Here is a 21,048-nt window from a genome sequence, read left to right on the forward strand (position 1 = left end):
GGCTTGCTGACAAATGATAACAAACAAATTCCTTGCTTCCACAAAAGCACTATGGCCGCTGTGTTTTCTAATCCTCAACTACGGCTGCCGCTCCAAAACGGAGACGAATAACAGCGCTCTGAATGCTTCGGACTCCAGCTTCTATGCGGATCAGATCCAAATTAAACATGCTAAGGGTTTTACCATAGATTATTTCGACCATTATAAAGTTGTAAAAATCATCAGCCCATTTGAAAAAACCGCGGATACAACCCGGTATATCCTTCTTGAACGTGGCGCCAAAAAACCTGAAGGTTATTCCGATAGTAAGCTCATCGAAATCCCTGTTCGTAGCCTGGTGGCCATGTCGTCCATGCATGTGGGATTGCTTGGCTTTTTGGAGTCTTATCACGTACTGACTGGCTTAGGAAATCTTCAGTACGTTTATGCTCCGGAAGTAATCAAAATGATTCAGAAGGGCAAAGTGGGAGAGGTAGGCCGCGACCAGGGATTGAATGAGGAAAAACTGGTAAATATGCATCCGGATCTGGTGATGACCATGGGTAGCGCGGGCGGGGGAATGGGGCATTATAAGTTATTGGAGGATGCCGGAATCCCCGTGATGATCAATTCGGAATGGGTTGAAAACAATCCCCTTGCCCGAGCCGAATGGGTGAAGTTACTGGCTGCATTACTGAATAAGGAAGAGTTGGTGAATAAGAAATTTACGGTTCTGGAAAATGAATACAACCGATTGAAAACGCTCGCAGCCACAGCGAATAACAAACCAACGATTATTTCAGGACTCAATACCAAGGATACCTGGTTTATGCCTAGTGGAGATAGTTATATGGCTCAATTTTTTCGTGATGCCGCCGCCGACTATCCATGGAGCGCACAAAAGGCAGCAGGTAGTTTATCATTGAGTTTTGAAGCCGTTTATCCTGATGCACTTCGGGCAGAATACTGGATGAACGTTGGATTTGATAGTAAGGATACAAAGAAAAGTATTCTGGCTTTGGATGCCAGGTATGCCGACTTCAAGGCGTTCAAATCAGGACAAATATACAGTTACAATAACCGGGTCAATGAAGCAGGATCCAATGATTTTTTTGAATCAGGCAATGTAAACCCACAAACTGTGTTAGCTGATTTGATCAAAATTCTGCATCCCAATCTGCTGCCCGAACACGAACTGGTTTATTATAAAAAACTGGAATGAGCGCCGGTCGGCGGTTGCAAAAAAAGGATCTTCATGACATTAACCTGCTTTTGACCTTAATCATATAATGCATCACAATTCTATTCCAAGGTCCAAATCACCCAGCCTGATCATGGCCGGCCTATTGATATTAATCCTTATCTGTTTTATGGTTGATATCCTGCTTGGTTCGGTAACCATTCCTTTTAAAGAAGTGGTGAGCATCATCATTTCCGGTGAATCGGAGCAGACAGCATGGCTATTCATTATCGAAAAAATAAGGATTCCCAAAGCTATAACAGCTGTGCTGGTTGGCTGTGGCCTATCTGTCAGTGGCCTGCAAATGCAGACTTTATTTCGTAATCCCTTAGCCGGACCATCTGAGCTCGGTATTACCGCCGGAGCAGGATTGGGCGTGGCGGCAGTAATGCTTACCAGCGGAAGCAGCGCCAGCCTGTATGCAATCCGGGAGCTTGGCATTTCTGGAAGTTGGCTGATCATCTTCATGGCTTCACTCGGATCTGGATTGGTTTTGTCCGTGATCTTATTGATTGCCGGCAGAATCCGGGATCACGTTATCCTGCTCATCGTAGGTGTCATGATCGGCACCCTTACCCTTTCAATAGTGAGTATCTGGCAATATTTTAGCCAGCCCGAACAGCTGCAGGAATACATTATGTGGACATTCGGATCACTCGGTGGAGTTACCCACTATCATCTGTACGCGCTTTCATTTGTGGTTATTTTCGGCTTGCTATTGGCTTTCGCCTCTTCCAAATCGCTGAATGCATTATTGCTCGGTGAAAATTATGCCCGTAGTATGGGCCTTACAGTAGGCCGCTCCCGCCTGATCATTATGGCAGGAACCAGTCTGCTTACCGGTAGCATCACGGCATTCTGCGGCCCCATTGGATTTATTGGCATTGCCATTCCGCATATTACCCGTTCACTATTTGCCACATCCGACCACCGCGTATTAATTCCCGGTGTGTGCCTGGTCGGAACGGCACTAATGCTCATTTGCGACATCATAGCACAATTGCCCGGTCATCAGACCGTACTTCCTATCAATGTCGTAACCTCACTCCTTGGCGCACCGGTCGTCATCTGGATTATAATTAGTCAAAACAATCTGCGGTCATCTTTCTCATGAGCGAATCAAAACCAGCCCTTGAAACACATGACCTGGACATTGGGTATAAGTCTGGAGGAAAGGTAAGAAAGGTAGGCGAAAATCTAAATCTTGAACTTCATTCCGGACGCATGGTCTGTCTGCTTGGGCCAAATGGAGCAGGTAAATCCACATTGATGCGTACCATCTCTGGCCTGCAGGCAGGGCTCTCAGGCCGGATCCTGATCGAAGGAACCTTGCTGAAACATTTTAATGCACATGAACTTGCCCTTAAACTCAGCCTGGTACTTACGGAAAAAATTGAAGCCAGCAACCTTACCGTCAAGGAAGTGGTTACGCTGGGCCGCACGCCCTACACAGGCTGGCTGGGAAAACTTAATGGAGAAGATCATGAAAGAATACATTGGGCAATGGAAGCCACGCACGTATCCACGTTTTCCCAAAAACGCATTCACCAGCTTAGCGATGGAGAAAGACAAAAAGTGATGCTCGCCCGTGCACTTGCTCAGGATACCAGGATCATCCTGCTGGATGAACCGACCGCCCACCTGGACCTGCCCAGCCGGGTTGAAATGATGCACCTGCTTCATCAACTTGCACGGCAAACCAATAAGGCCATTCTGCTGAGCACCCACGAGCTGGATCTCGCTTTGCAGGCAGCAGATGAGCTTTGGCTCATGACAAAGCATGGTGAGATGACAACCGGTGTACCCGAAGATCTGGTGCTGAATGGTTCTTTTGAATCTGCTTTTGCTAAAACCGGCTTCTATTTCGATAAAACAACAGGCGGATTCAGAATTCATCGAGAAGCTCCCACCATGTACGTATCCCTGGCGGGAGAGCCCGGTATGGTTTTTTGGACAAAAAGGGCATTAGCCAGGGAAGGTATTGCCACTCAAGAAGGATATGCCACCCCGATCAGCATTACAGCAACACTAAGCTGGTCACTCAACTATAATGGATTGGTTACCGAGCATAATTCCCTGGTCGATTTGATCAAAAACATTAAAAATAAAAGCACCCATATTCCATAACAGATAAACATCAAGTGCGCGATACTTTACTAATAGTGAACCACTTAATGCAATTAATCATAACGAAAACACACCCAAAACCCGATGAAAAATAAAAAGATGAAATACCTGTTATCCGCGCTGAGTGTTTTGCTGGTGGCCTACATTCTCTATGACTCCTTTTCGCAACCCAATACCAATGATCTGAATGGAGATTTCAAGGAGGTAGCATTATATCGCAACGAAAACAATACAGGCCCAATCGTACGTATATACGCTGTAACCGTAAACGGGACACCATGGGAGGAAATGCAGAAGTATGGAGAACTCATGCCGTACACCAAATATGGCTCCACCACCGTCTTCTTCTTTGCTGCCGGCAAACCTGCACCGAAAGATTTGATGCCCGGTGAGGTTAACTTCGGTAAAGAATTCAATCCAAATTGCATTGCCAGATATGAAAAAGACGCCAACGGACAGGTTTCTTTCGTTCAATTCCCTTTAAAACCTTAGTCCGGTTCTTATCTTTACCCGATAATCTCAAAACGACACAAACGAAACGATGAATGCCTTAGAGACCGCCAAACAGTATTATTCCGCTTTCAATAACAAAAATTGGCAGGAAATGCTGGATCTGGTACATACCGAAATCCTACATGAACCCAATCAGGGAGACCCAAGGATGGGCAAAGAAAAATTTACAGAATTTCTGCAGATGATGGACCAGTCTTATGAAGAAACTTTATCAGATATGGTTTTTTTTACGGAGCCTTCCGGAACCCGTATCTCTGTGGAATTTGTCGTAAATGGCATTTATAAAAAAGGCGAAGAGGGTATGCCTGAGGCGCACGGACAGCGTTACGTGCTGCCTGCCGCAGCGTTTCTGGAAGTGAAAGAAGGGAAAATAAGCCGTGTCACCACGTTTTATAACCTGCCACACTGGATCAGCCTCGTGTCTTAATTTACAGATATGCGTTCAGCAACACTAAGTTATGCCACAAAAAAGGGTTCCGAAATAGAGGAGGTTTTCGACGACCTCGCGGCGTTGCGTATAGCCGTTTTTCGGGATTACCCTTACCTCTATGAAGGAAATGTGGCTTATGAAAAAGAATACCTGCTCACTTATACGAGGTCTGAGCGCGCATTTCTTTTTGCTGTATATGATGGAGACAAAATGGTAGGCGCCACCACCTGCATTCCCCTTTCTGACGAAACAGATGAAGTAAAAAAGCCCTTTGAGGTTGCCGGGTTTGACTTGAACACCATATTTTATTTCGGAGAGAGTATTCTGCTGCCCGCCTACCGGGGACTGGGTCTGGGACATCGTTTTTTTGATGAACGTGAGCAACACGCGCAAAGCTTTGGCACTTACTCCCTCTCTTGCTTTTGCTCAGTAGACCGTGGGGAAAACCATCCTGCAAAACCAGCAGATTATCGACCTAACGATGCTTTTTGGAAGAAAAGGCATTATTCGAAAAATCCCGACCTGGCAACAACCATGGCATGGCTGGATGTGGATGACCGGGAATCTTCCCACAAGAAAATGATATTCTGGACAAAGAAATTAGTTTAAAAGTGAGTGTAACGATCGCGTCTGCGCAATACCCTATTTCAACACACAGCTCTTTTGACAATTGGGTCATTCACACAGAACATTGGGTTGCCAATGCCGTGGAGAAGGGTGCGGAGCTCTTACTTTTCCCGGAGTATGGCGCTATGGAATTGGTAAGCATTTTTAACCAAACAATTCAGGAAGATTTACGAAGCCAGGTCATAGAGCTTAATGCGTTGAAAGACGATTTTTGCAGGACATTTTCGAACCTGGCCATAAAATATAACACGATCATTATTGCGCCATCCTTGCCCATTCTCGATAACGGCAGGCGCATAAACCGGGTATTTGTATTTTCTCCAAAGGGCCTTGCCGGACATCAGGACAAATTTTTCATGACACGGTTTGAAAACGAAGAATGGGGTATCGAAAGTGGTGAAAAAATCCTTTCGGTATTTGAAGCACCTTGGGGTAGCTTTGGCATCCAGATTTGTTACGATGTCGAATTTTCCTTAGGTTCACAACTCCTGAGTAATGCGGGCGCATCTCTCATTCTGGCTCCAAGCTGTACGGAGACTCTCCGTGGAGCAACCCGTGTGCACATCGGCGCCAGAGCGAGGGCACTGGAGAATCAAATCTATACCGTCGTTTCTCAAACAGTAGGGAATGCCATCTGGTCACCGGCTGTGGATATTAATTATGGGTTTGCGGCATTTTATTCAACACCGGATCATGATTTGCCGGAAGAAGGAGTAATTTCTACAATGCCCCCTCAGCAAGAGGGCTGGCTGATAGAAAAGCTTGATTTTTCAAAGATTGAGGCAGTGCGCCAATATGGGCAGGTCTTTAATTACAAGGATCAGCAACAGTTAAGGGTTGGTTTTGCCGATAATACTGTGGAAATAAAATACGTGAAATCAGTGTAGTTAAGGTCGAACACAATACCATCAGGCAAATTCAGAGCCTTTTTCTTTCAGATATTTCCCCACGTTACAAACAATTCCGTCAAGAATCTCAACGTCCTTATCCCAATCCCGCAACTGCCAGTCAGAATCTCGGGTGGCAATCATTACCTTTTTTGACGCGGTTAAAAACCAGATTACCTTTTCGACTCCAAAGCCAAGAAGCTTTTCTGTTTTAATGGTCATATAGCTCTGTTCATTCAGTTCATCCAAGGCAATGTCGACATCGACCTCAATAGAAATTTTCGGGGGCACGTCGGCATAACGTTTGTTAACTTTATCAATGGTGAGTGTTTGACTGTCGAAGATTAAAAGATCTCCGGCCAGGTTGTTGCCTTTATCAATATGAAGGCCAGCTTCATTAGTCAAAATAACATACTTATCATCGTCAATTTTTTTCCCAATCCATATGGTCAAATATGTAATCAAAAATGCCTGCAGAGAGCTAGATCCCATAATATCCTCGATGTTTTTTGTTTTGGCCAATACCTCACGGTAACCTTTTCGATACAAAGGTTTGCCGTCAATGATTTCATGGATCAAAACGCTGGGTATATTTTTCGCAGGAATTTTTGGCAAAACCTTGCGTGGACCTGGTGAAGCTATCATGGATCAAATTGTTGATACATTTCAAATATAAAAAATTTGATCGTTCCATGCTAATCGGCTATCGACAAACAGAAAGTATGCCAGGAAACCTAGTTACTGAATCTTGCCGGCGGCCAATAAAAAAACGACAAGGCTCCGGCCCTGTCGTTTTTTTATATCATTCCTGCTTATTACTCTACTACACTAAGCGTAACCGTGTTGGTTTTACGTTGTTTCGACACTGGAATACTCAACGTATTGATGAATACATCTCCTTTTTGAAGCTCGCCCTTTGAGATCAAAAACTGCTTGATATCTTCGATCAGGTCATCCGTCGAAACACCCTGATCCTTATCGTAAAAGAATACCTTTGTTCCCCAGTAGAGTGCCAACTGGTTCATCAGCATTCTGTTTGAAGTAAATATAAATAGCTTTGCTTTCGGACGGTGATGGGAAAGCCTGAAAGAAGTATATCCCGACCGGGTGATCCCTATGATCGCGGCGGCATGCGTATCACGTGCCAGCCGGCAAGCGCTCATCACCACATCATCGTGTATCTGATCAGCTACTACTCCCTGATTGACAAATGCCGTATGTTTGAAATAAATATTTTTGCTCTCCTGTTCCACCTTTTCAATTGTGCGTGACATGGTATCCACGGCCAGTACCGGATATTTACCCGAGGCAGTTTCTGCACTAAGCATGACCGCATCGGCTCCGTCGAGCACAGAGTTCGCAACGTCGTTAAGTTCGGCACGGGTTGCACGCGGACTCTCAATCATGCTTTCCAGCATTTGTGTAGCCACAATGACCGGCTTACCTGCTTTATTACATTTTTCAACGATCATTTTCTGAATCATCGGCACTTCCTCGGCAGGCAATTCAACACCCAAATCACCACGGGCTACCATAATGGCGTCCGTCGCTTCGATTATCTCATCAATGTTTGCAATCGCCTCAGGTTTTTCAATTTTGGCAATCAATTTGGCTGATTTACCTTTATTGGCAATGTACTCCTTCACCTTGGTCACCTCTGAAGCAGTTCTAACAAAAGAAAGCGCCACCCATTCCACGTCGTGTTCCAGGCCAAAATCAAGATCTTCATAATCTTTGGCAGTTACAGACGGCATTGAAACTCGGGTATTGGGAAGATTTACCCCTTTTTTTGATTTAAGATATCCTCCGTAAATAACTTCGGTGATCACATCTGTCCCATCCATACCCGTTACGAGTACTTCCAGTTTTCCGTCATCCATCAAAATCCTGTCGCCGATTTTCACGTCATTGTACATACCATCGTAAGGCGTGCTAACTTTTTCAGCTGTGCCCAAAACCTCCGTATTCGAAAGTATCAGCTTATTGCCTGCTTCGATCAACACACCATCCTTTTCTGCAACCAGCCCGATCCTGATTTTCGGCCCCTGCAAATCCTGCAAAATGGCAAGATTCAGTCCGAATTCCTTATTTATTTCACGAATGGTCGTTAATCTGGCAAGATGATCCGCATGCGTGCCGTGGGAAAAGTTAAGACGAAATACATTTACTCCGGCCTTTGCCAATGCGTGAAGCATTTCTTTTGTTTCAGAAGTGGGGCCTACGGTAGCAACGATTTTGGTTTTCTTGGAAGACATATTGTTAGTTAATGTGCAGTAATTTGAAATTATAATCCTGAGCCCGGAATGAATGACCGGAGCTCAACGTTTAGTCATTTTTTTTAAGTTCTATACGCAATCCACATCGATGACGATTTGGACGCTTTTTAAGCTTTTGTCAGTCAATACATCGATCACTTTTTCCTGTATAAATGACTTTGCCGCCTTAAAATTAATCTTTTCTCGTTCAAGTTTAATGAGAATGTCGAACAAAAACTGATTTCGTACCCTTTCGACAAGCGGCGGCTGTGGCCCGAGCACACGACTTTGCCCCAAATTGGCGGTCAATTTTTCGGCCAGCATGACCGAAGCACGTTTGGAAGTAGCCTCGTCTATATGCTTCACAGTCAGCTTTATTAAACGGGTGAATGGCGGGTAATGAAATTTTTCACGTTCCACTATTTCGGTCTCATACATACCCGTGTAGTCATTGGTCACAACACGCTCGAGTAGTTTCTGGGAAGGGTTTGCTGTTTGGATCAATACCTTCCCCGGCCTGCCGGCTCTTCTGCCCGCACGGCCACTTACCTGTGTAAGCATTTGAAAAGCCCGTTCCGATGCCCGGAACTCAGGAAAATGGATCATCCGGTCGGCATCAAAAATACCCACCAGACTCACGTTGTCAAAATCCAGTCCTTTGCTTACCATCTGGGTTCCTACCAGAATATCTGTCCCCCCCTCTTCAAATTCCTGTATGATTTGCTGATATGCGTTTTTGGCTCTGGTCGTATCCATATCCATCCTTTGCACCCGGGCAGCCGGATGCATCAGGTTCAGTTCCTCTTCTATTTTCTCCGTCCCATAACCCATTGTTTTCACTTTGACAGAGCCACAATTGGGACAGGTGCGCGGTACCTCTTCTTTATGCCCACAATAATGGCAGCGCAACTCCCCCACTTTCATGTGAAAAGTAAGGCTTACGTCACAGTTGGCACATTCCGAGATCCAGTTACACTCTTCACATTGCAGATACGGAGAATAACCACGCCGGTTTTGGAACAGTATCGTCTGCTCCTTATTTTTAAGATTAGCTTCAATGTGTTCCAGCATGACCGACGAAAACTCATTTTTCATCTTTTTCGACTTCTTCTCCTTTTTCGTATCCACCAGCTCAAAGGTGGGTAACGCGGCATTTCCGAAGCGCTGAGTCATTTGCACTAACCCATAACGGCCTGTCTGCGCATGATAGTAACTTTCCAGAGAGGGCGTGGCTGAACCGAGCAATGTTTTCCCTTTGTGCATGTAGGACATGATCACCGCCACATCCCGTGCATGATAACGAGGTGCAGGATCATGCTGCTTGTATGATGTCTCGTGTTCTTCATCTACGATAATCAGGCCCAGGTTGTTGAATGGCAGAAAAATGGCAGAACGGACGCCCACGATAAACTGAAATTTACCATCCAGGATACCTTTCCAGACCTCAACGCGTTCGTTATCGGAAAACTTTGAATGATAAATACCCATCACATCCCCAAATACTTTTCTCAACCGAACCACGATCTGCGTTGTCAGCGCAATTTCGGGGAGGAGAAACAATACCTGAGCACCATTTTCAAGTACCTTTTTGATCAGTTCTATATACACTTCCGTTTTCCCACTACCCGTAATACCATGGAGCAAAACAACCTCCTGTTGCGCAAAGAGGTCGTAAATTTCCCTGGAAGCCTGTGTTTGGGAATCTGTAAGTGTTATTTCCCCCAATGGTGTGGAGGGCATGTCGTCGAACCTGGAAACGAAGATCTCAAACTGCTCCATAATCCCCTTTTTGATCAGGGTCTGTAAAGCAGAATCGGAAACCCCGTCGTCCTGCGAAAAAATCATTTTATCGAGTCCTCTCTGATTGAGTTCGGGGTCGTTATATACCGGCACATGGCTCAGATAACGTAACACGACCTCCTGCTGTTTGGGTGTTTTTTCGAGGGCCGTCGTGAGTGCCACCAGTGCGTCATTGGTTAAATAACCCGTGGTGAGCCTGATTTTTTTGAGCACTTTCGGTTTGTATTTTTCTTTGACTTCCTCAAACAATATCACCGCACGTTTTCCCACCAGGGATTTAATCAGGGAGGTAATATTGGATTTGCCCAGAAGTCGTTCTACTTCCTGGTAGGAAAGTGTTTGCTGCTTTCGGATTTCATCCACGACCACATGTTCCAGGTCGGTCAGCAGGTCATCATATTCAAATTCGGGATTGATCTGAATCCGCGACTCACTTGTAATTTTGAGACCGGATGGAAGCGCTACATTCAGTACCTCACCAATGTTACACAGATAATACTCGGCTATCCATTTGAAAAGTTCAAGCTGCCGTGCCGTGACAATGGGCTGTTCATCAAGTAATTCCAGAATATACTTCGCCTGGTACTTCACTGGAGGCGTGGTATGCAAATGGGCAACTACGCCGGTAATTACCCGCTTTGTACCAAACTGGACAATTACCCTAGAGCCCACTTTAATGGTACCACTGATTTCCCTCGGCACCCTATAGGTAAACAATGATGGTATGGGAACCGGCAGTATCAGGTCAGCGAAGTAGGTGGTTTCTTCCTCAAAAAGGGAGGTCATTGATTTGGGGGCAATGGTTAGTTTTGCTACGGCTCGCAATTTAGTATTTTACTGCCATTAGTTGTCAGAATGAGAAACAGCAGTTTCTATCGCCTTCTCTTTTTCTTAGGATGTTGTCGTGTATCGAAAACAGAAAGTAATGTCACTTGGTTGTTGTGTACACGGTATAGCAGCAAATTATGCTTTGTGACAATAGCCTCTCTTACATCGCTGCGAGACGAGATTTTTCGGTAAATTTTCGGGTTTTTACTTATGATTTTAATGACTTCTTCAGTTCTTGAAACAAAATCCTTCACAACATCAGCGTGCCAGTTTTCTTCCAGGTAGGCAAGCACATCATGAAAGTTATTCAAAGCTTCCGGCGACCAAACAATATCTAAAGCCATTTTTTATAGGACTCTCTTGCTTTATCATGTGGAATACCTTGATTGGAATCAATTTGTTTAATCGATTCCTTAACATAGGTGATGACGTTATCCGGTAAATCTCCCCACTCTTCAATGGCATCAGAATTGTTAAACACAGATCTGATAGCATCTAGGACTCTTCGGTCCTGAGTATCCAGCAGTCTCCTGGCCAATTCTATTTTTTCTGACATTATATCCATACAATCGCTTGATTCTCGTTTGCGTCTAGTGTCTCCTGTTAACTCTATTGAGCCCCAAGTGCTGCATTTTTCGGATACACCTTCGAAAAATGAATCTTAGGGGAATTCTTATTTTTCACCTCGGCTACCCGAAAACATTTGCTACCTGAGGGCACACTATAATGTTCAAGATACCGGATAAGTCAAAGTTAACGCTTTCAGCTGATCAATCCAATTTCAAGCTCCGCTGCACTATCCCAGTCCATGAGGGCATTGAACAGCCGGATGTGACTGTAATTTTGTATCTGATTTTCTGAAATATCCGCCTCTTGCAAAACGCCTGAATCCAATAAAAAAGCCCGTTGTGTACCCGGCAACAAATTGGTTCTTGGTGTGAACCAACTGCCTCCTGCCCGAAAAGCCACATTGCAGTAGAACGAATCGGTCACCATGCCACTTTTTATGATCAGAATCTCATCCGCACTTCCCCGCTGGGCAAATAACTTCCCAAGTACACTTCTGTCATTATACTTATAGGCATAATCCACATCATCATGATACACTTTTTTGATCGTTCGAATGGCCCGTGGCACATGTAACTCCCACTGAATATCTTTCATTTTCTCACCGTAAACGATGCGCAGCTTATGACGTGCATTGGTGATAGATTCCGGAATGGGCAGATCGGACAGTCTCCAAAGATCGGAACACCCCCACAGCTTCTTCCGCGTTGTATTGAGGCGTACATCGTGGTACGTCACATTTTTCAATAGCCGGTTTTCAACACAAATCGTTTCAATGCAAAGGTTGTGGGACATGGCAGATTGGTAAATACACTTTATCAATGATTTCCTGATACTCGTTTTTCGGATCACTTAGGGCTGTAATGCCTCCCCCGCTCTTAAAAACCATTTCACCGTTCTGGTTTTCAATAAAACGAATCATCACGGCACTTTCGAAATTTTCGCCGTCAAAATAACCCATTACTCCTGTATAGTACCCTCTGTCATAACCCTCCACGTCCTGAATGATTTTCAGCGTGCTGGGTTTAGGGGCTCCGGTGACCGAGCCCGCTGGCAATAGCTTCATCAGTAAATCGCCATATTGTCCATCAAAATTTTCAGGCAACAAGCCAGCCACTTCCGAACTTACCTGAAGCAACGTTTTTTCACTCGTGCTGATCTGATCAATATACCTGTAACGTTCCACCCACACTTTCTCTGCTACCATGCTCATGTCATTCCGGATCAGGTCTACGATGGTGGCGTGCTCAGCCGACTCCTTCGGGTCTGCCAATATGGTTGCCCGCGCATCCGGCACCAGTGCATCAATGGTTCCCTTCATGGGATAGGACGATATCCTCAGACCATTGACTTTGATAAAAATCTCGGGAGAAAAACATACGAAAAGATCCCTGAACCACAACCGGAATGGGGCGTCACTATAACAAAAGATGTCTTTAAGGCTCAGGTTGGTTTCTATTGGCGTAGGGACAGAAAGATTCACCAGAAAAGAATTTCCCGCTTTCAGATTTTGGAGCACTTCATTAAATTTCCGTTCATACGATGCAAACGATAATGGAAATTTATGAAATGTGAAATCGGTTAACATTGGTGGTGATACCGATGACACACAATTGGTAAACCCCTTAAAATCAAAAAGGACTTCGCGATCATCAACTTCGTCAACGGTCCAAGCAAGTGGTTTTAGCCCCGCATAGTCCACAAGAAAAACGAAAGGAATTTTTTGTTTCCCCCAGCTATTCAATTGCGCTACAAAAATATCGATAGGATCGGCCAAGCTGTAAAAAGAATGATTTATTTACAAACAATGGGAACAGAATGCCAATTTACAAAGTTCAGAAACCAAAGGAGTAAATAAGTAGTTAGGAAAGGGAGGAGGGAGGAAAGGAGGAAGGACAGGGGTCGCGGGCGACAGGGGAGAAATTAAAATTAAGAATTAAGAATAAAATTCCCGGGAACCAATTCGATTCCTCTCTTTATATAGGATTCATAAATTAAAGGTTGAGCCAATGGCTGAAAGCTGTCCGCGCCGCCGAAAGCAAATAAAACATGCATATCTACGACGTTATAGTAATTGGAGGCGGGCCCTGTGGGCTGGCGATGGGCATTGAACTCGCAAACAGCGGGCTCGACTACCTGATTCTTGAAAAAGGAAACCTCACCGAATCCATCCGCAACTATCCGCGACGGATGCGGTTTTTCTCCACCGCTGAAAATATTGAGATCGGCGGCATTCCTTTTGCCATTTCGGAGGTAAAAGCCAACCGGAACGAAGCATTGCAGTATTATCGGAAAGTGGCCGGGTACTACAAGCTCAATTTCAGGCTTTTCGTTGATGTAGACCGCACTGAAAAGCAACCCGATGGCACATTCCTTGTTTATGCCAATGACGGACAGGTATTTCATTCAAAAAAAGTGGTGCTGGCGACAGGCTATTTTGATGTACCCCGACTGCTAAACGTTCCCGGCGAGAACCTCCCGCACGTGTCGCATTATTACGACGAGCCATTCAAATATTCTTTCACCAACGTGGTGCTCGTTGGTGGCTCCAACTCCTCTGTGGAAGCGGCACTCGAACTGTACCGGCACGATGCACACGTGACGATTGTGCATAAAGAAGCCGATTTCCGTACCAAGGTAAAATACTGGCTCGTGCCGGATGTAAAAAACCGTGTGAAAGAAGGCAAAATCCATACGCGATTCAATTGCATTACCAGAGAAATAGAACCCGGGAAAATCCTGATCGAAAATACAGAAACGGGTGAAAAAGAATGGCTCCCGGCCGATTTTGTATTCCTGCTCGTGGGTTACCTGCCCGATGAACATCTGCTGTTCCGATGCGGTGTAGTGCTGGATCCCGCCACAAAAGTACCCACCTACGATCCCGAAACTTTTGAAACGAACGTTCCAGGGTTATACCTCTGCGGTACGGTCATGGCAGGTGTGTTTACCGAGAAGGTTTTTATTGAAAATGGCCGGGACCATGCAGCTGCCATTGCAGACCATTTGATTGGCCGGGAAGTACGGATTGTGAAGGAGTTGATTGATCGGATATAGGCCTATACGTTGTCAATATTATTCACCACATAGTAACATAGAAAACATAGATGCGCTCTATTCCTATGTGCCCTATATGCCTATGTGTTTCAATAATATTACCTGCCGTATAGGTTTAAACCACATAGTAACATAGAAAACATAGGTGCGCTCTATTCCTATGTGCCCTGCCTGCCTATGTGTTTCATAAATATTACCTGCCCTATAGGCTTAAACCACATAGGCACATAGAAAACATAGATACGATGTACTCCTATGTGCCCTATCGGCCTATTTGTTTTTATAAATATTGTGTATGTAAGGTGAGCTTAGGTTTCGCAGGTGGCCCCGCACAGGGTGGCCCCACACAGGGTGGCCCGCATAGGGTGGTTATTTTTTTTGGCTCTTTCCTCTGCACACTCCATATCTCCTCATTTCTTCTTTATTTAAAATATCTTTCCTATTTGTGACGTTCGCTGTTGAATAAATTGGGGAAACGATCTTCAAGGTAACCCATGCTAAACAACACATAATCAGCCACAAACTTGAAACTCACAGCTGTTTTACTATTTTCTTTCCTGTCACTCTGCTCTTTTGCTAGCCACGGCAAACCCTATGTGATAACCTGCTACTTCCCCAACGTCTCAACACAGGCAGAAGTTAGCATTATAGTAAAACGTGCAGAAGGTAACCCATTGATTCAAAAGGCTGCCATCGTTAATAAGTATGCGGTTTTTAGTTTTGAGTTGGATGAGCCTGCACCTGCTTATCTGTGGCTGGAGGATTATTATAAAGATGAGATTCATTTTTTTCTGGATTCAACATCTCTTGATTTTACGATCTACCAGGAAACGCCAATGCGGTTTGAAATATCCGGATCCCGGTCGACCGCCCGCTGGAATGAATTTAGGACAAATCGCGAGAGTATGGAGCATATCGATAGCCTCCGGGAGAATTTTCGTTCTAAACAAACAGGTGATTCTGTTGCTGTGCGTGCCGCATGGAGTGCCGCATGGACTGCCGCACGTGATTCAATCGCCGCACAGACGCATCAGTATTTTATGAATACGATTCTTTCCAATCCTATCGAAGAATTCAGCTGGTATTTATTTAAGTCAAGTGTTGATGGCCTTTCCAGAAAGGAGGCGAGCATGCTACTTTCCAAGCTTGTCTGCTTTTCCGATCGTGCCCGGTATACTGAAATTGCGGCTGCGTTAAATAAAGCGAAAGTCGGGGATATTTTAAAGAAACATCATTTTAGTTCTTGGGAGGCGAAAAGGATTGATTTACAGCGTCTGAATTCAGGGATGGTTTTAATTGATTTTTGTTCCGTGTATTATTCAGAGTCCAGAAAATTTCATGAATTGTTAAAGGACTTGTACTCAAGGTACCGCCCGTTGGGACTTGAAATTGTTAGTGTCTGTCTGGAATTTAACCCAAATCCTGATCCAGAGAATTTGAAAGTAGAGAATCTGCCGTGGGTTGTTGCCTTTGCCCACGGCATTGAGAAAGAAAGAATAGAAGATGATTTTGGAATTACCATATTTCCTGATAATGTTTTGATAGATTCAACGAATAAAGTGATCCTGCGAAATGCTTCGTTCTCCGAAATTGAAAAGTTTCTGAGAGAAAAATATAAATAGCCACCGGTCATTTTTTGGTACAGCATTTCGTACCCCCACCTCAATCTTCCTTAAGCACCAACTTTCTTCTTTTCTTCTTACCAGAAACCTTTTCAATCTTGCCGATTAGTCCCTTTGCACCAACCGCGTAGCCCACATTTCCCGCGAAGCTGATAGCATGAAACGATTCCTTGCCCAGCCGCTGCCAGGAATCACCATAGTCTGCGGAGCTGCTGCTCCCATTAGGGCCCACGGCAACGAGTGATACGTCGTCCGAACGAATCTGCGTATCGCCATTCCAGGTTGCATGGTTTTTGCTGTAAAGTGCCACGGATTCTTTCAGCCCCACCGGCTTGGTCATGGCTCCCAATTTCCAGGTAATACCGCCGTCCTGTGTCAGCAACACGTTTTGAGAGGAATCTGTGGTATTTTTATAATCGCCACCAACGGCAATGCCATGCTTTTTTGACCAAAAATGAAGCCCGAAAATACCGCTTGTAGGCCCTGCTGGCAACGGCGTTGCCGTCACATTCCAGGTGTGCCCGTAATCATCGGAACGAAATACCCGCGCCATCTTACTTCCTCCTGTACCAACGTAGGCATTGCCTTTTCCTGTGGCTAGGATGGAAGTTCCGCTGGCCGCGAAACAGGCTTCCCCCGACTCGGTCTCCGGACGTTTTTCGTTGGCAAGCTCCTGCCAGGTTCTGCCACCATCTTCGGTTGTCAAAACAAACAGCCTGCCGTCTAAAGGATCACCAATGCAGATACCCCTGCTTTTGTCCCAAAAATCAATACCATCCAGAAACACGCCCTTTTGAGATGATTGATACACGACATTCCAGGTTTCGCCACCATCTTCGGTCCGGTATATCCTGGCCTTGCCCTGTTCTGCCAGCCCTGCGCTCATCGCCACCGCTACCTGTTTGCTGAATCCATGTATGTCTCTGAAATCAAGTGAATCCGCACCAGCAACTTTGAATGAGGACCACTTTGCGCCACCGTTGCTGGTCTGAAAAATGTTACCCTGTGAGCCACCAATCCAGCAAAGTGTGGGAGAAATGGTATGAACTGCCCGCATATCCACCATTTTGTTTGTCTGGAATATGCGCCATTGACCTCTTACATTCGGACTAAAACCCAGTGCAAGACACCAAAACACAGTATTAAGCAACTTTTTCACTGACAAACGCATAAGATTCAAATCCTTTGGCACGATATTTTCATTAGAGTTTTCGTAACTTTATTCTATCATCACACAAAATAGCAAATTTAGCATGAACAAGAATCAAAAATTTCTGATTGGATCAGTAGGAGCGTTGTTATCAGGTATTGCAATCGGATTGTTGTTGGCACCAAAAAGTGGCAAAGAGTCGCGCAAACTAATAAAAAACAAGGCTACCGACCTAAGCGGAACCGCTAAGGATAAGTATGAAAAAAGTCTGGAAGAGCTTTCTGTTCTTGCTGATAAGCTGAAAGAAGGTTTCTTGAAAAATGTGAGCACCGTAAAAGACAAGGCAGGTGCAGTAGCAGAAAACGTTAACGAAAAAGTACGTGGTGTTGTAAACAACAACTAAGACATAAATACGAAACTGAGGCCGGTTCCAGAGTTGGAACCGGCTTTTTTGTGGCTTATATTCTGCCTTGACCTTTTATTCACTTACGATGGATTCGCAAAAGGTCTGTTGTGGTAACACCAAAAGCTGCAAGCTACCGTCAGGATTTTAAGGATGCAAAACGCATGAAGAGTTTGGCAAGTGGCGAGGGCTGTCCCTGGCGATAGACAAAAGAAAAGGTTCGAACCATGTCTAATCCTTCAATGTCCACAATACACATTCGATCATCGGCCAGCTCCTGCTGCACGCTGTAAACGGATAAGAATGAAAACGTATTGGAGTGAAAAAGATAATTTTTGATGCTTTCGGTACTTCCCAGCTGCATCTGTATAACCAAATCTTTATAATGCAGGCCCACTTTCTGCAGATATTCCTCAACAATCTCATTCGTTCCCGACCCGCTCTCCCGGGTCAAAAGGGGCAATCTTTTGAGCTCGTCCGGTGAAATTGTCCGGGCTGTCAAAACTTCATTTTTCACCCTGCTCACCAACACGATTTCGTCCTCAAGAAAGGGCGTATATTTAAGATCGGCATGATGGACAGCCCCTTCCACGAGTCCCAGCTCAATACCTTTATCTGCCAGCAATTGCTCGATCTCTAACGAGTTGGCATTGGTAAGCTCAACTTTCACATCCGGAAAACGCTGGTGAAATTTGGCAAGATACGCTGGCAGCACATACTGTGCAATGGTCGTGCTGGCACCGATATGCAACACACCATCGGTTTTATTTTGCAGCAGGTTAAGATCAAAATCCAGCTTTTGATACTGTTCAAAAATCAAATGCGTATGCTGAAGGAGAATATCCCCAGCGATAGTAAGTGCAATTTTCCTGCGGCTTCTGTCAAAAAATGTGGTCTTATAATGCTCCTCCAGTTCTTTGATATGCCTCGTCACTGCGGGTTGGCTGATGTTCAATTGCTGAGCAGCTCTGTTGAAATTGAGCGCTTTGGCAACTGTATAGAACACTTTAAGCCGGAAATCGAGCATACACTTTGGATATCTTCCCTTGAAAAATTATAAGTAAAGGTGCTACCCTACGACACTTCCCAGTTCCCTGGCAGCGGCCATACTTACACTTTTATAAAACATAAACTCCTTCATAATCGCAATTTCCTCTTCTTCCGACTTCACTTTTGCCAGTTCCTGATGGCAGACTTTCATTTTCTCTTCGATGAAGGCCTTTTTCAGCCTTAGAATATTGATGAACGCGGTTTTATCCAAAACATCAATTTCAAAAGGAACATAAATTTCAAATTTTTCAGTCCAGAGCTCACTCAGCTCATACTTACTCGTAAGCCAGTTTATGGTAAGATTCCGTATTTCAGTCTCGTGATGGTTCTGAAAATAATTTGTATCCAGAACCACATTACGGCTGAAATTTTCCCGAAACAGCGTCAGAAGATGATGGAATACAGGGTCTTTGAAATCAATATCTTTTATTTCCCCAAGCACATACTGGCAGACCGTGATGGTGGGCTCCAGCTCTTTAGCCCCAAACAATACCAGCAACCGCACAAAAGCTTCTTCCTGGTAATACAACTTGGTCCGCTGCGGGGACTGCTCCTCTTCAACCGTCTCCGGTTCAAAAAGATTAGCGGGCGGCCCGTCATCAGCACCTGCAGAAATTCGGACATCCTCTGGACCGGAAAATGTACCGTTGGAACGGGCTGGTCTGTCAGCAGGTTTTTGCGTATGCAGCTTTCTCAGCAACTTATTACCCTCGCTGATCAGCATCTGCTCATCCACCTTCATCATCTCTGAGGTTCGGTGAAAAAACACCTGCCGTTTGATGGCGTCCGGAATCTTGATGATGCTGTTAACCACGTCCCCGATCACCGCTGCGAGCCTGAAGGGATCGTTGCCCGCATCTTGCAGGAGGGTCTCTGTTTTGAAGGTAATAAAATCCTTTGCAGCGGTTTTCAGATAGTCCTTAAAAGCCTGTGCACCCACCCGCCGCACATAGCTGTCGGGATCCTCCCCATCCGGAAAGAGCACTATACTCACATTGAGCCCTTCCTCTAGCACAAGGTCCAGCCCCCTGAGGGCGGCCTTGATACCGGCCATATCGCCGTCATACAAGATGGTTACGTTCGGCGTAAAACGACCTATAAGCCGGATCTGCTCGGCCGTGAGGGAGGTTCCGGAAGATGCAACCACATTCTCCACACCCGCCTGATGCAACGAAATAACGTCCGTATAACCTTCAACCAGGTAACAGAGCTCCTGCTGTCGGATCGCATTTTTGGCCTGGAAAATGCCATACAGGCTATCGCTCTTGTGGTAAACCTCCGTCTCGGGCGAGTTGAGGTATTTGGGCTGGTTCGCCTTACCTGCCTTGTCCGATTTCAATATGCGGGCACCAAATGCAATGACTTTCCCCGCAACGTTGTGAATCGGGAAGATTACTCTGCCTCGAAAACGGTCATAACCGGCCGTGTTACTTCCTTCTTTATGAATGAGTAGTCCGGCTTTTTCCAGTATCTCGGCAGTGTAGCCCTTCTCCAGAGCCTCTTTGGTAAACGCATCCCAGGTTTCGGGACTATATCCGAGTTCGAATTTACTGCGCGTCTCGCCACTGAATCCCCTTTCTTTGAAGTAACTCAGCCCGATCGCCTGCCCTTCCTCTGTGTTCTGAAGTTGGTTCTGATAAAAGTTTTTGGCAAAGTTTAAAACAATGTAAAGGCTTTCCCTTACATTCTGCCTCAGACTTTCCTCGTCCGTTACCTGCTCTTCCTGTATTTCAATATTGTATTTATTGGCCAGGTAACGCAACGCCTCTCCGTACCCGATTCCATCCACATCCATCACAAACTTGATGGAATCTCCAGCCGCTCCGCATCCAAAACATTTGTAGATCTGCCTTACCGGGTTAACATTAAAGGAAGGCGTTTTCTCATTGTGGAAAGGACAACAAGCCGAATAATTCGCACCCTTCTTTTTCAAAGACACGAAATCCCCCACCACCTCTACGATATCGGTGGCCTGTTTTATTCGATCTATGGTTTCCGGATTTATGCGCATTTTTCGAATTCTTACATTTTTACTACCCGGCGGGAAATATGTAATTAGCCCGCCCCTTCCAACACGAAGGATTATTTATCCGTTCGTCTAATCCTCAAAAGATTACTTTCCATAGCTGCCTTAGAAATTGTATCTACCCCGTCTGGAGGTTTGAATGGCTTTTGGCCAGTTACAATTTCAAATGTGCAAACAGGAGCGTGAATACCTTGGCAAAATAAGCATTGGCTTTGGTTTTTTCATAATAAAACGTTGCTGTCTGCGCCCTGGAAGGATCCGATAGCTCTCCCTGCTCAAGTCATGTCTAATAACGATAGTCCCATCAATTTCAAATCCGTTTAGCCCGGAGAAAGCGAACAGCCATGCGGTTCTGATTACCAAGGCCTTCATTTTGTCTGCTTTCGCATTCTCCAAGGGCGCGTTTACTGGCAAAATATCTGGCGAAAGTAATATTCTCATTTACTTTCACAACCACTCCCCAACCCTATCATCAACATAACCAGCA

At 45.1% G+C, this 21,048-nt stretch carries 20 protein-coding genes; 10 read left to right on the forward strand and 10 right to left on the reverse strand.

The genetic code is table 11. The features are described from left to right. Positions 1 to 13: 13 nt before the first annotated feature. The 7 genes from DYADSP32_RS14970 (at position 14) to DYADSP32_RS15000 (ending at position 5,803) form a co-directional block, all read left to right on the forward strand. A complete protein-coding gene (locus DYADSP32_RS14970; RefSeq protein WP_149241984.1) occupies positions 14 to 1,201 on the forward strand; it encodes an ABC transporter substrate-binding protein in 1,188 nt (395 codons plus the stop codon). Between the two features lie 148 nt (positions 1,202 to 1,349). Continuing rightward, entirely contained in the window at positions 1,350 to 2,333 is a 984-nt protein-coding gene (locus tag DYADSP32_RS14975) for an iron chelate uptake ABC transporter family permease subunit (RefSeq protein ID WP_414617794.1), read from the forward strand. Beyond that, positions 2,330 to 3,346, forward strand: a complete 1,017-nt coding sequence (locus DYADSP32_RS14980; protein WP_149241982.1) for an ABC transporter ATP-binding protein — start codon at positions 2,330 to 2,332, stop codon at positions 3,344 to 3,346. The genes DYADSP32_RS14975 and DYADSP32_RS14980 overlap by 4 nt, the downstream gene beginning before the upstream one ends. Before the next feature lie 84 nt (positions 3,347 to 3,430). Then, a complete protein-coding gene (locus DYADSP32_RS14985; protein ID WP_149241981.1) occupies positions 3,431 to 3,838 on the forward strand; it encodes a hypothetical protein in 408 nt (135 codons plus the stop codon). A 49-nt stretch (positions 3,839 to 3,887) separates the two neighbouring features. Then, on the forward strand, positions 3,888 to 4,286 hold the full coding sequence (locus tag DYADSP32_RS14990; protein WP_149241980.1) for a nuclear transport factor 2 family protein: 399 nt from the start codon (positions 3,888 to 3,890) through the stop codon (positions 4,284 to 4,286). Between the two features lie 9 nt (positions 4,287 to 4,295). Further along, entirely contained in the window at positions 4,296 to 4,898 is a 603-nt protein-coding gene (locus DYADSP32_RS14995; protein ID WP_149241979.1) for a GNAT family N-acetyltransferase, read from the forward strand. A 2-nt stretch (positions 4,899 to 4,900) separates the two neighbouring features. Continuing rightward, positions 4,901 to 5,803, forward strand: a complete 903-nt coding sequence (locus DYADSP32_RS15000; RefSeq protein WP_149241978.1) for a carbon-nitrogen hydrolase family protein — start codon at positions 4,901 to 4,903, stop codon at positions 5,801 to 5,803. Positions 5,804 to 5,824: 21 nt separating this feature from the next. Here DYADSP32_RS15000 and DYADSP32_RS15005 read toward each other — a convergent pair whose 3' ends face one another. From DYADSP32_RS15005 to DYADSP32_RS15035, 7 genes are all read right to left on the reverse strand, one after another. Further along, positions 5,825 to 6,448, reverse strand: coding sequence for a Uma2 family endonuclease (locus DYADSP32_RS15005; RefSeq protein ID WP_149241977.1), 624 nt, complete (start codon positions 6,446 to 6,448; stop codon positions 5,825 to 5,827). Positions 6,449 to 6,618: 170 nt separating this feature from the next. After that, entirely contained in the window at positions 6,619 to 8,058 is a 1,440-nt protein-coding gene (pyk, locus tag DYADSP32_RS15010) for a pyruvate kinase (RefSeq protein WP_149241976.1), read from the reverse strand. Between the two features lie 90 nt (positions 8,059 to 8,148). Further along, positions 8,149 to 10,644, reverse strand: coding sequence for a primosomal protein N' (priA, locus tag DYADSP32_RS15015; protein ID WP_149241975.1), 2,496 nt, complete (start codon positions 10,642 to 10,644; stop codon positions 8,149 to 8,151). Positions 10,645 to 10,730: 86 nt separating this feature from the next. Continuing rightward, positions 10,731 to 11,030, reverse strand: coding sequence for a type II toxin-antitoxin system RelE/ParE family toxin (locus DYADSP32_RS15020; protein ID WP_149241974.1), 300 nt, complete (start codon positions 11,028 to 11,030; stop codon positions 10,731 to 10,733). Continuing rightward, positions 11,021 to 11,251 carry a hypothetical protein gene (locus tag DYADSP32_RS15025; protein ID WP_414617795.1) on the reverse strand — a complete coding sequence of 77 codons (231 nt, stop codon included), beginning with the start codon at positions 11,249 to 11,251 and terminating at the stop codon, positions 11,021 to 11,023. Before DYADSP32_RS15025 ends, DYADSP32_RS15020 begins: the two co-directional genes overlap by 10 nt. Before the next feature lie 197 nt (positions 11,252 to 11,448). Then, complete coding sequence (locus DYADSP32_RS15030) at positions 11,449 to 12,048, reverse strand: aminotransferase class IV (protein ID WP_149241972.1); 600 nt, start codon at positions 12,046 to 12,048, stop codon at positions 11,449 to 11,451. After that, positions 12,026 to 13,030 (reverse strand): aminodeoxychorismate synthase component I, encoded by a 1,005-nt coding sequence (locus tag DYADSP32_RS15035; RefSeq protein WP_149241971.1) that lies wholly within the window; start codon positions 13,028 to 13,030, stop codon positions 12,026 to 12,028. The genes DYADSP32_RS15030 and DYADSP32_RS15035 overlap by 23 nt, the downstream gene beginning before the upstream one ends. 272 nt (positions 13,031 to 13,302) lie before the next feature. Here DYADSP32_RS15035 and DYADSP32_RS15040 point away from each other — a divergent pair, with 272 nt between their 5' ends. Further along, positions 13,303 to 14,310, forward strand: a complete 1,008-nt coding sequence (locus DYADSP32_RS15040; RefSeq protein ID WP_149241970.1) for a YpdA family putative bacillithiol disulfide reductase — start codon at positions 13,303 to 13,305, stop codon at positions 14,308 to 14,310. A 905-nt stretch (positions 14,311 to 15,215) separates the two neighbouring features. Continuing rightward, positions 15,216 to 15,932, forward strand: coding sequence for a TlpA family protein disulfide reductase (locus DYADSP32_RS15045; protein WP_414617796.1), 717 nt, complete (start codon positions 15,216 to 15,218; stop codon positions 15,930 to 15,932). 40 nt (positions 15,933 to 15,972) lie between these two features. On the opposite strand, the gene DYADSP32_RS15050 is transcribed toward DYADSP32_RS15045, so the two are convergent. After that, positions 15,973 to 17,091: a WD40/YVTN/BNR-like repeat-containing protein gene (locus DYADSP32_RS15050; RefSeq protein ID WP_414617797.1), complete on the reverse strand. Its 1,119-nt coding sequence runs from the start codon at positions 17,089 to 17,091 to the stop codon at positions 15,973 to 15,975. A gap of 94 nt (positions 17,092 to 17,185) precedes the next feature. On the opposite strand from DYADSP32_RS15050, the gene DYADSP32_RS15055 reads away from it, so the two are divergent. Next, on the forward strand, positions 17,186 to 17,485 hold the full coding sequence (locus DYADSP32_RS15055) for a YtxH domain-containing protein (RefSeq protein ID WP_149241968.1): 300 nt from the start codon (positions 17,186 to 17,188) through the stop codon (positions 17,483 to 17,485). Positions 17,486 to 17,624: 139 nt separating this feature from the next. On the opposite strand, the gene DYADSP32_RS15060 is transcribed toward DYADSP32_RS15055, so the two are convergent. Both DYADSP32_RS15060 and dnaG read right to left on the reverse strand, forming a co-directional pair. Further along, on the reverse strand, positions 17,625 to 18,512 hold the full coding sequence (locus tag DYADSP32_RS15060; protein WP_149241967.1) for a LysR substrate-binding domain-containing protein: 888 nt from the start codon (positions 18,510 to 18,512) through the stop codon (positions 17,625 to 17,627). A 42-nt stretch (positions 18,513 to 18,554) separates the two neighbouring features. Further along, entirely contained in the window at positions 18,555 to 20,546 is a 1,992-nt protein-coding gene (dnaG, locus tag DYADSP32_RS15065; RefSeq protein ID WP_149241966.1) for a DNA primase, read from the reverse strand. Positions 20,547 to 21,048 lie beyond the last annotated feature (502 nt).

This window comes from Dyadobacter sp. 32 (assembly GCF_902506755.1).
Taxonomy (GTDB): Bacteria; Bacteroidota; Bacteroidia; order Cytophagales; family Spirosomataceae; genus Dyadobacter.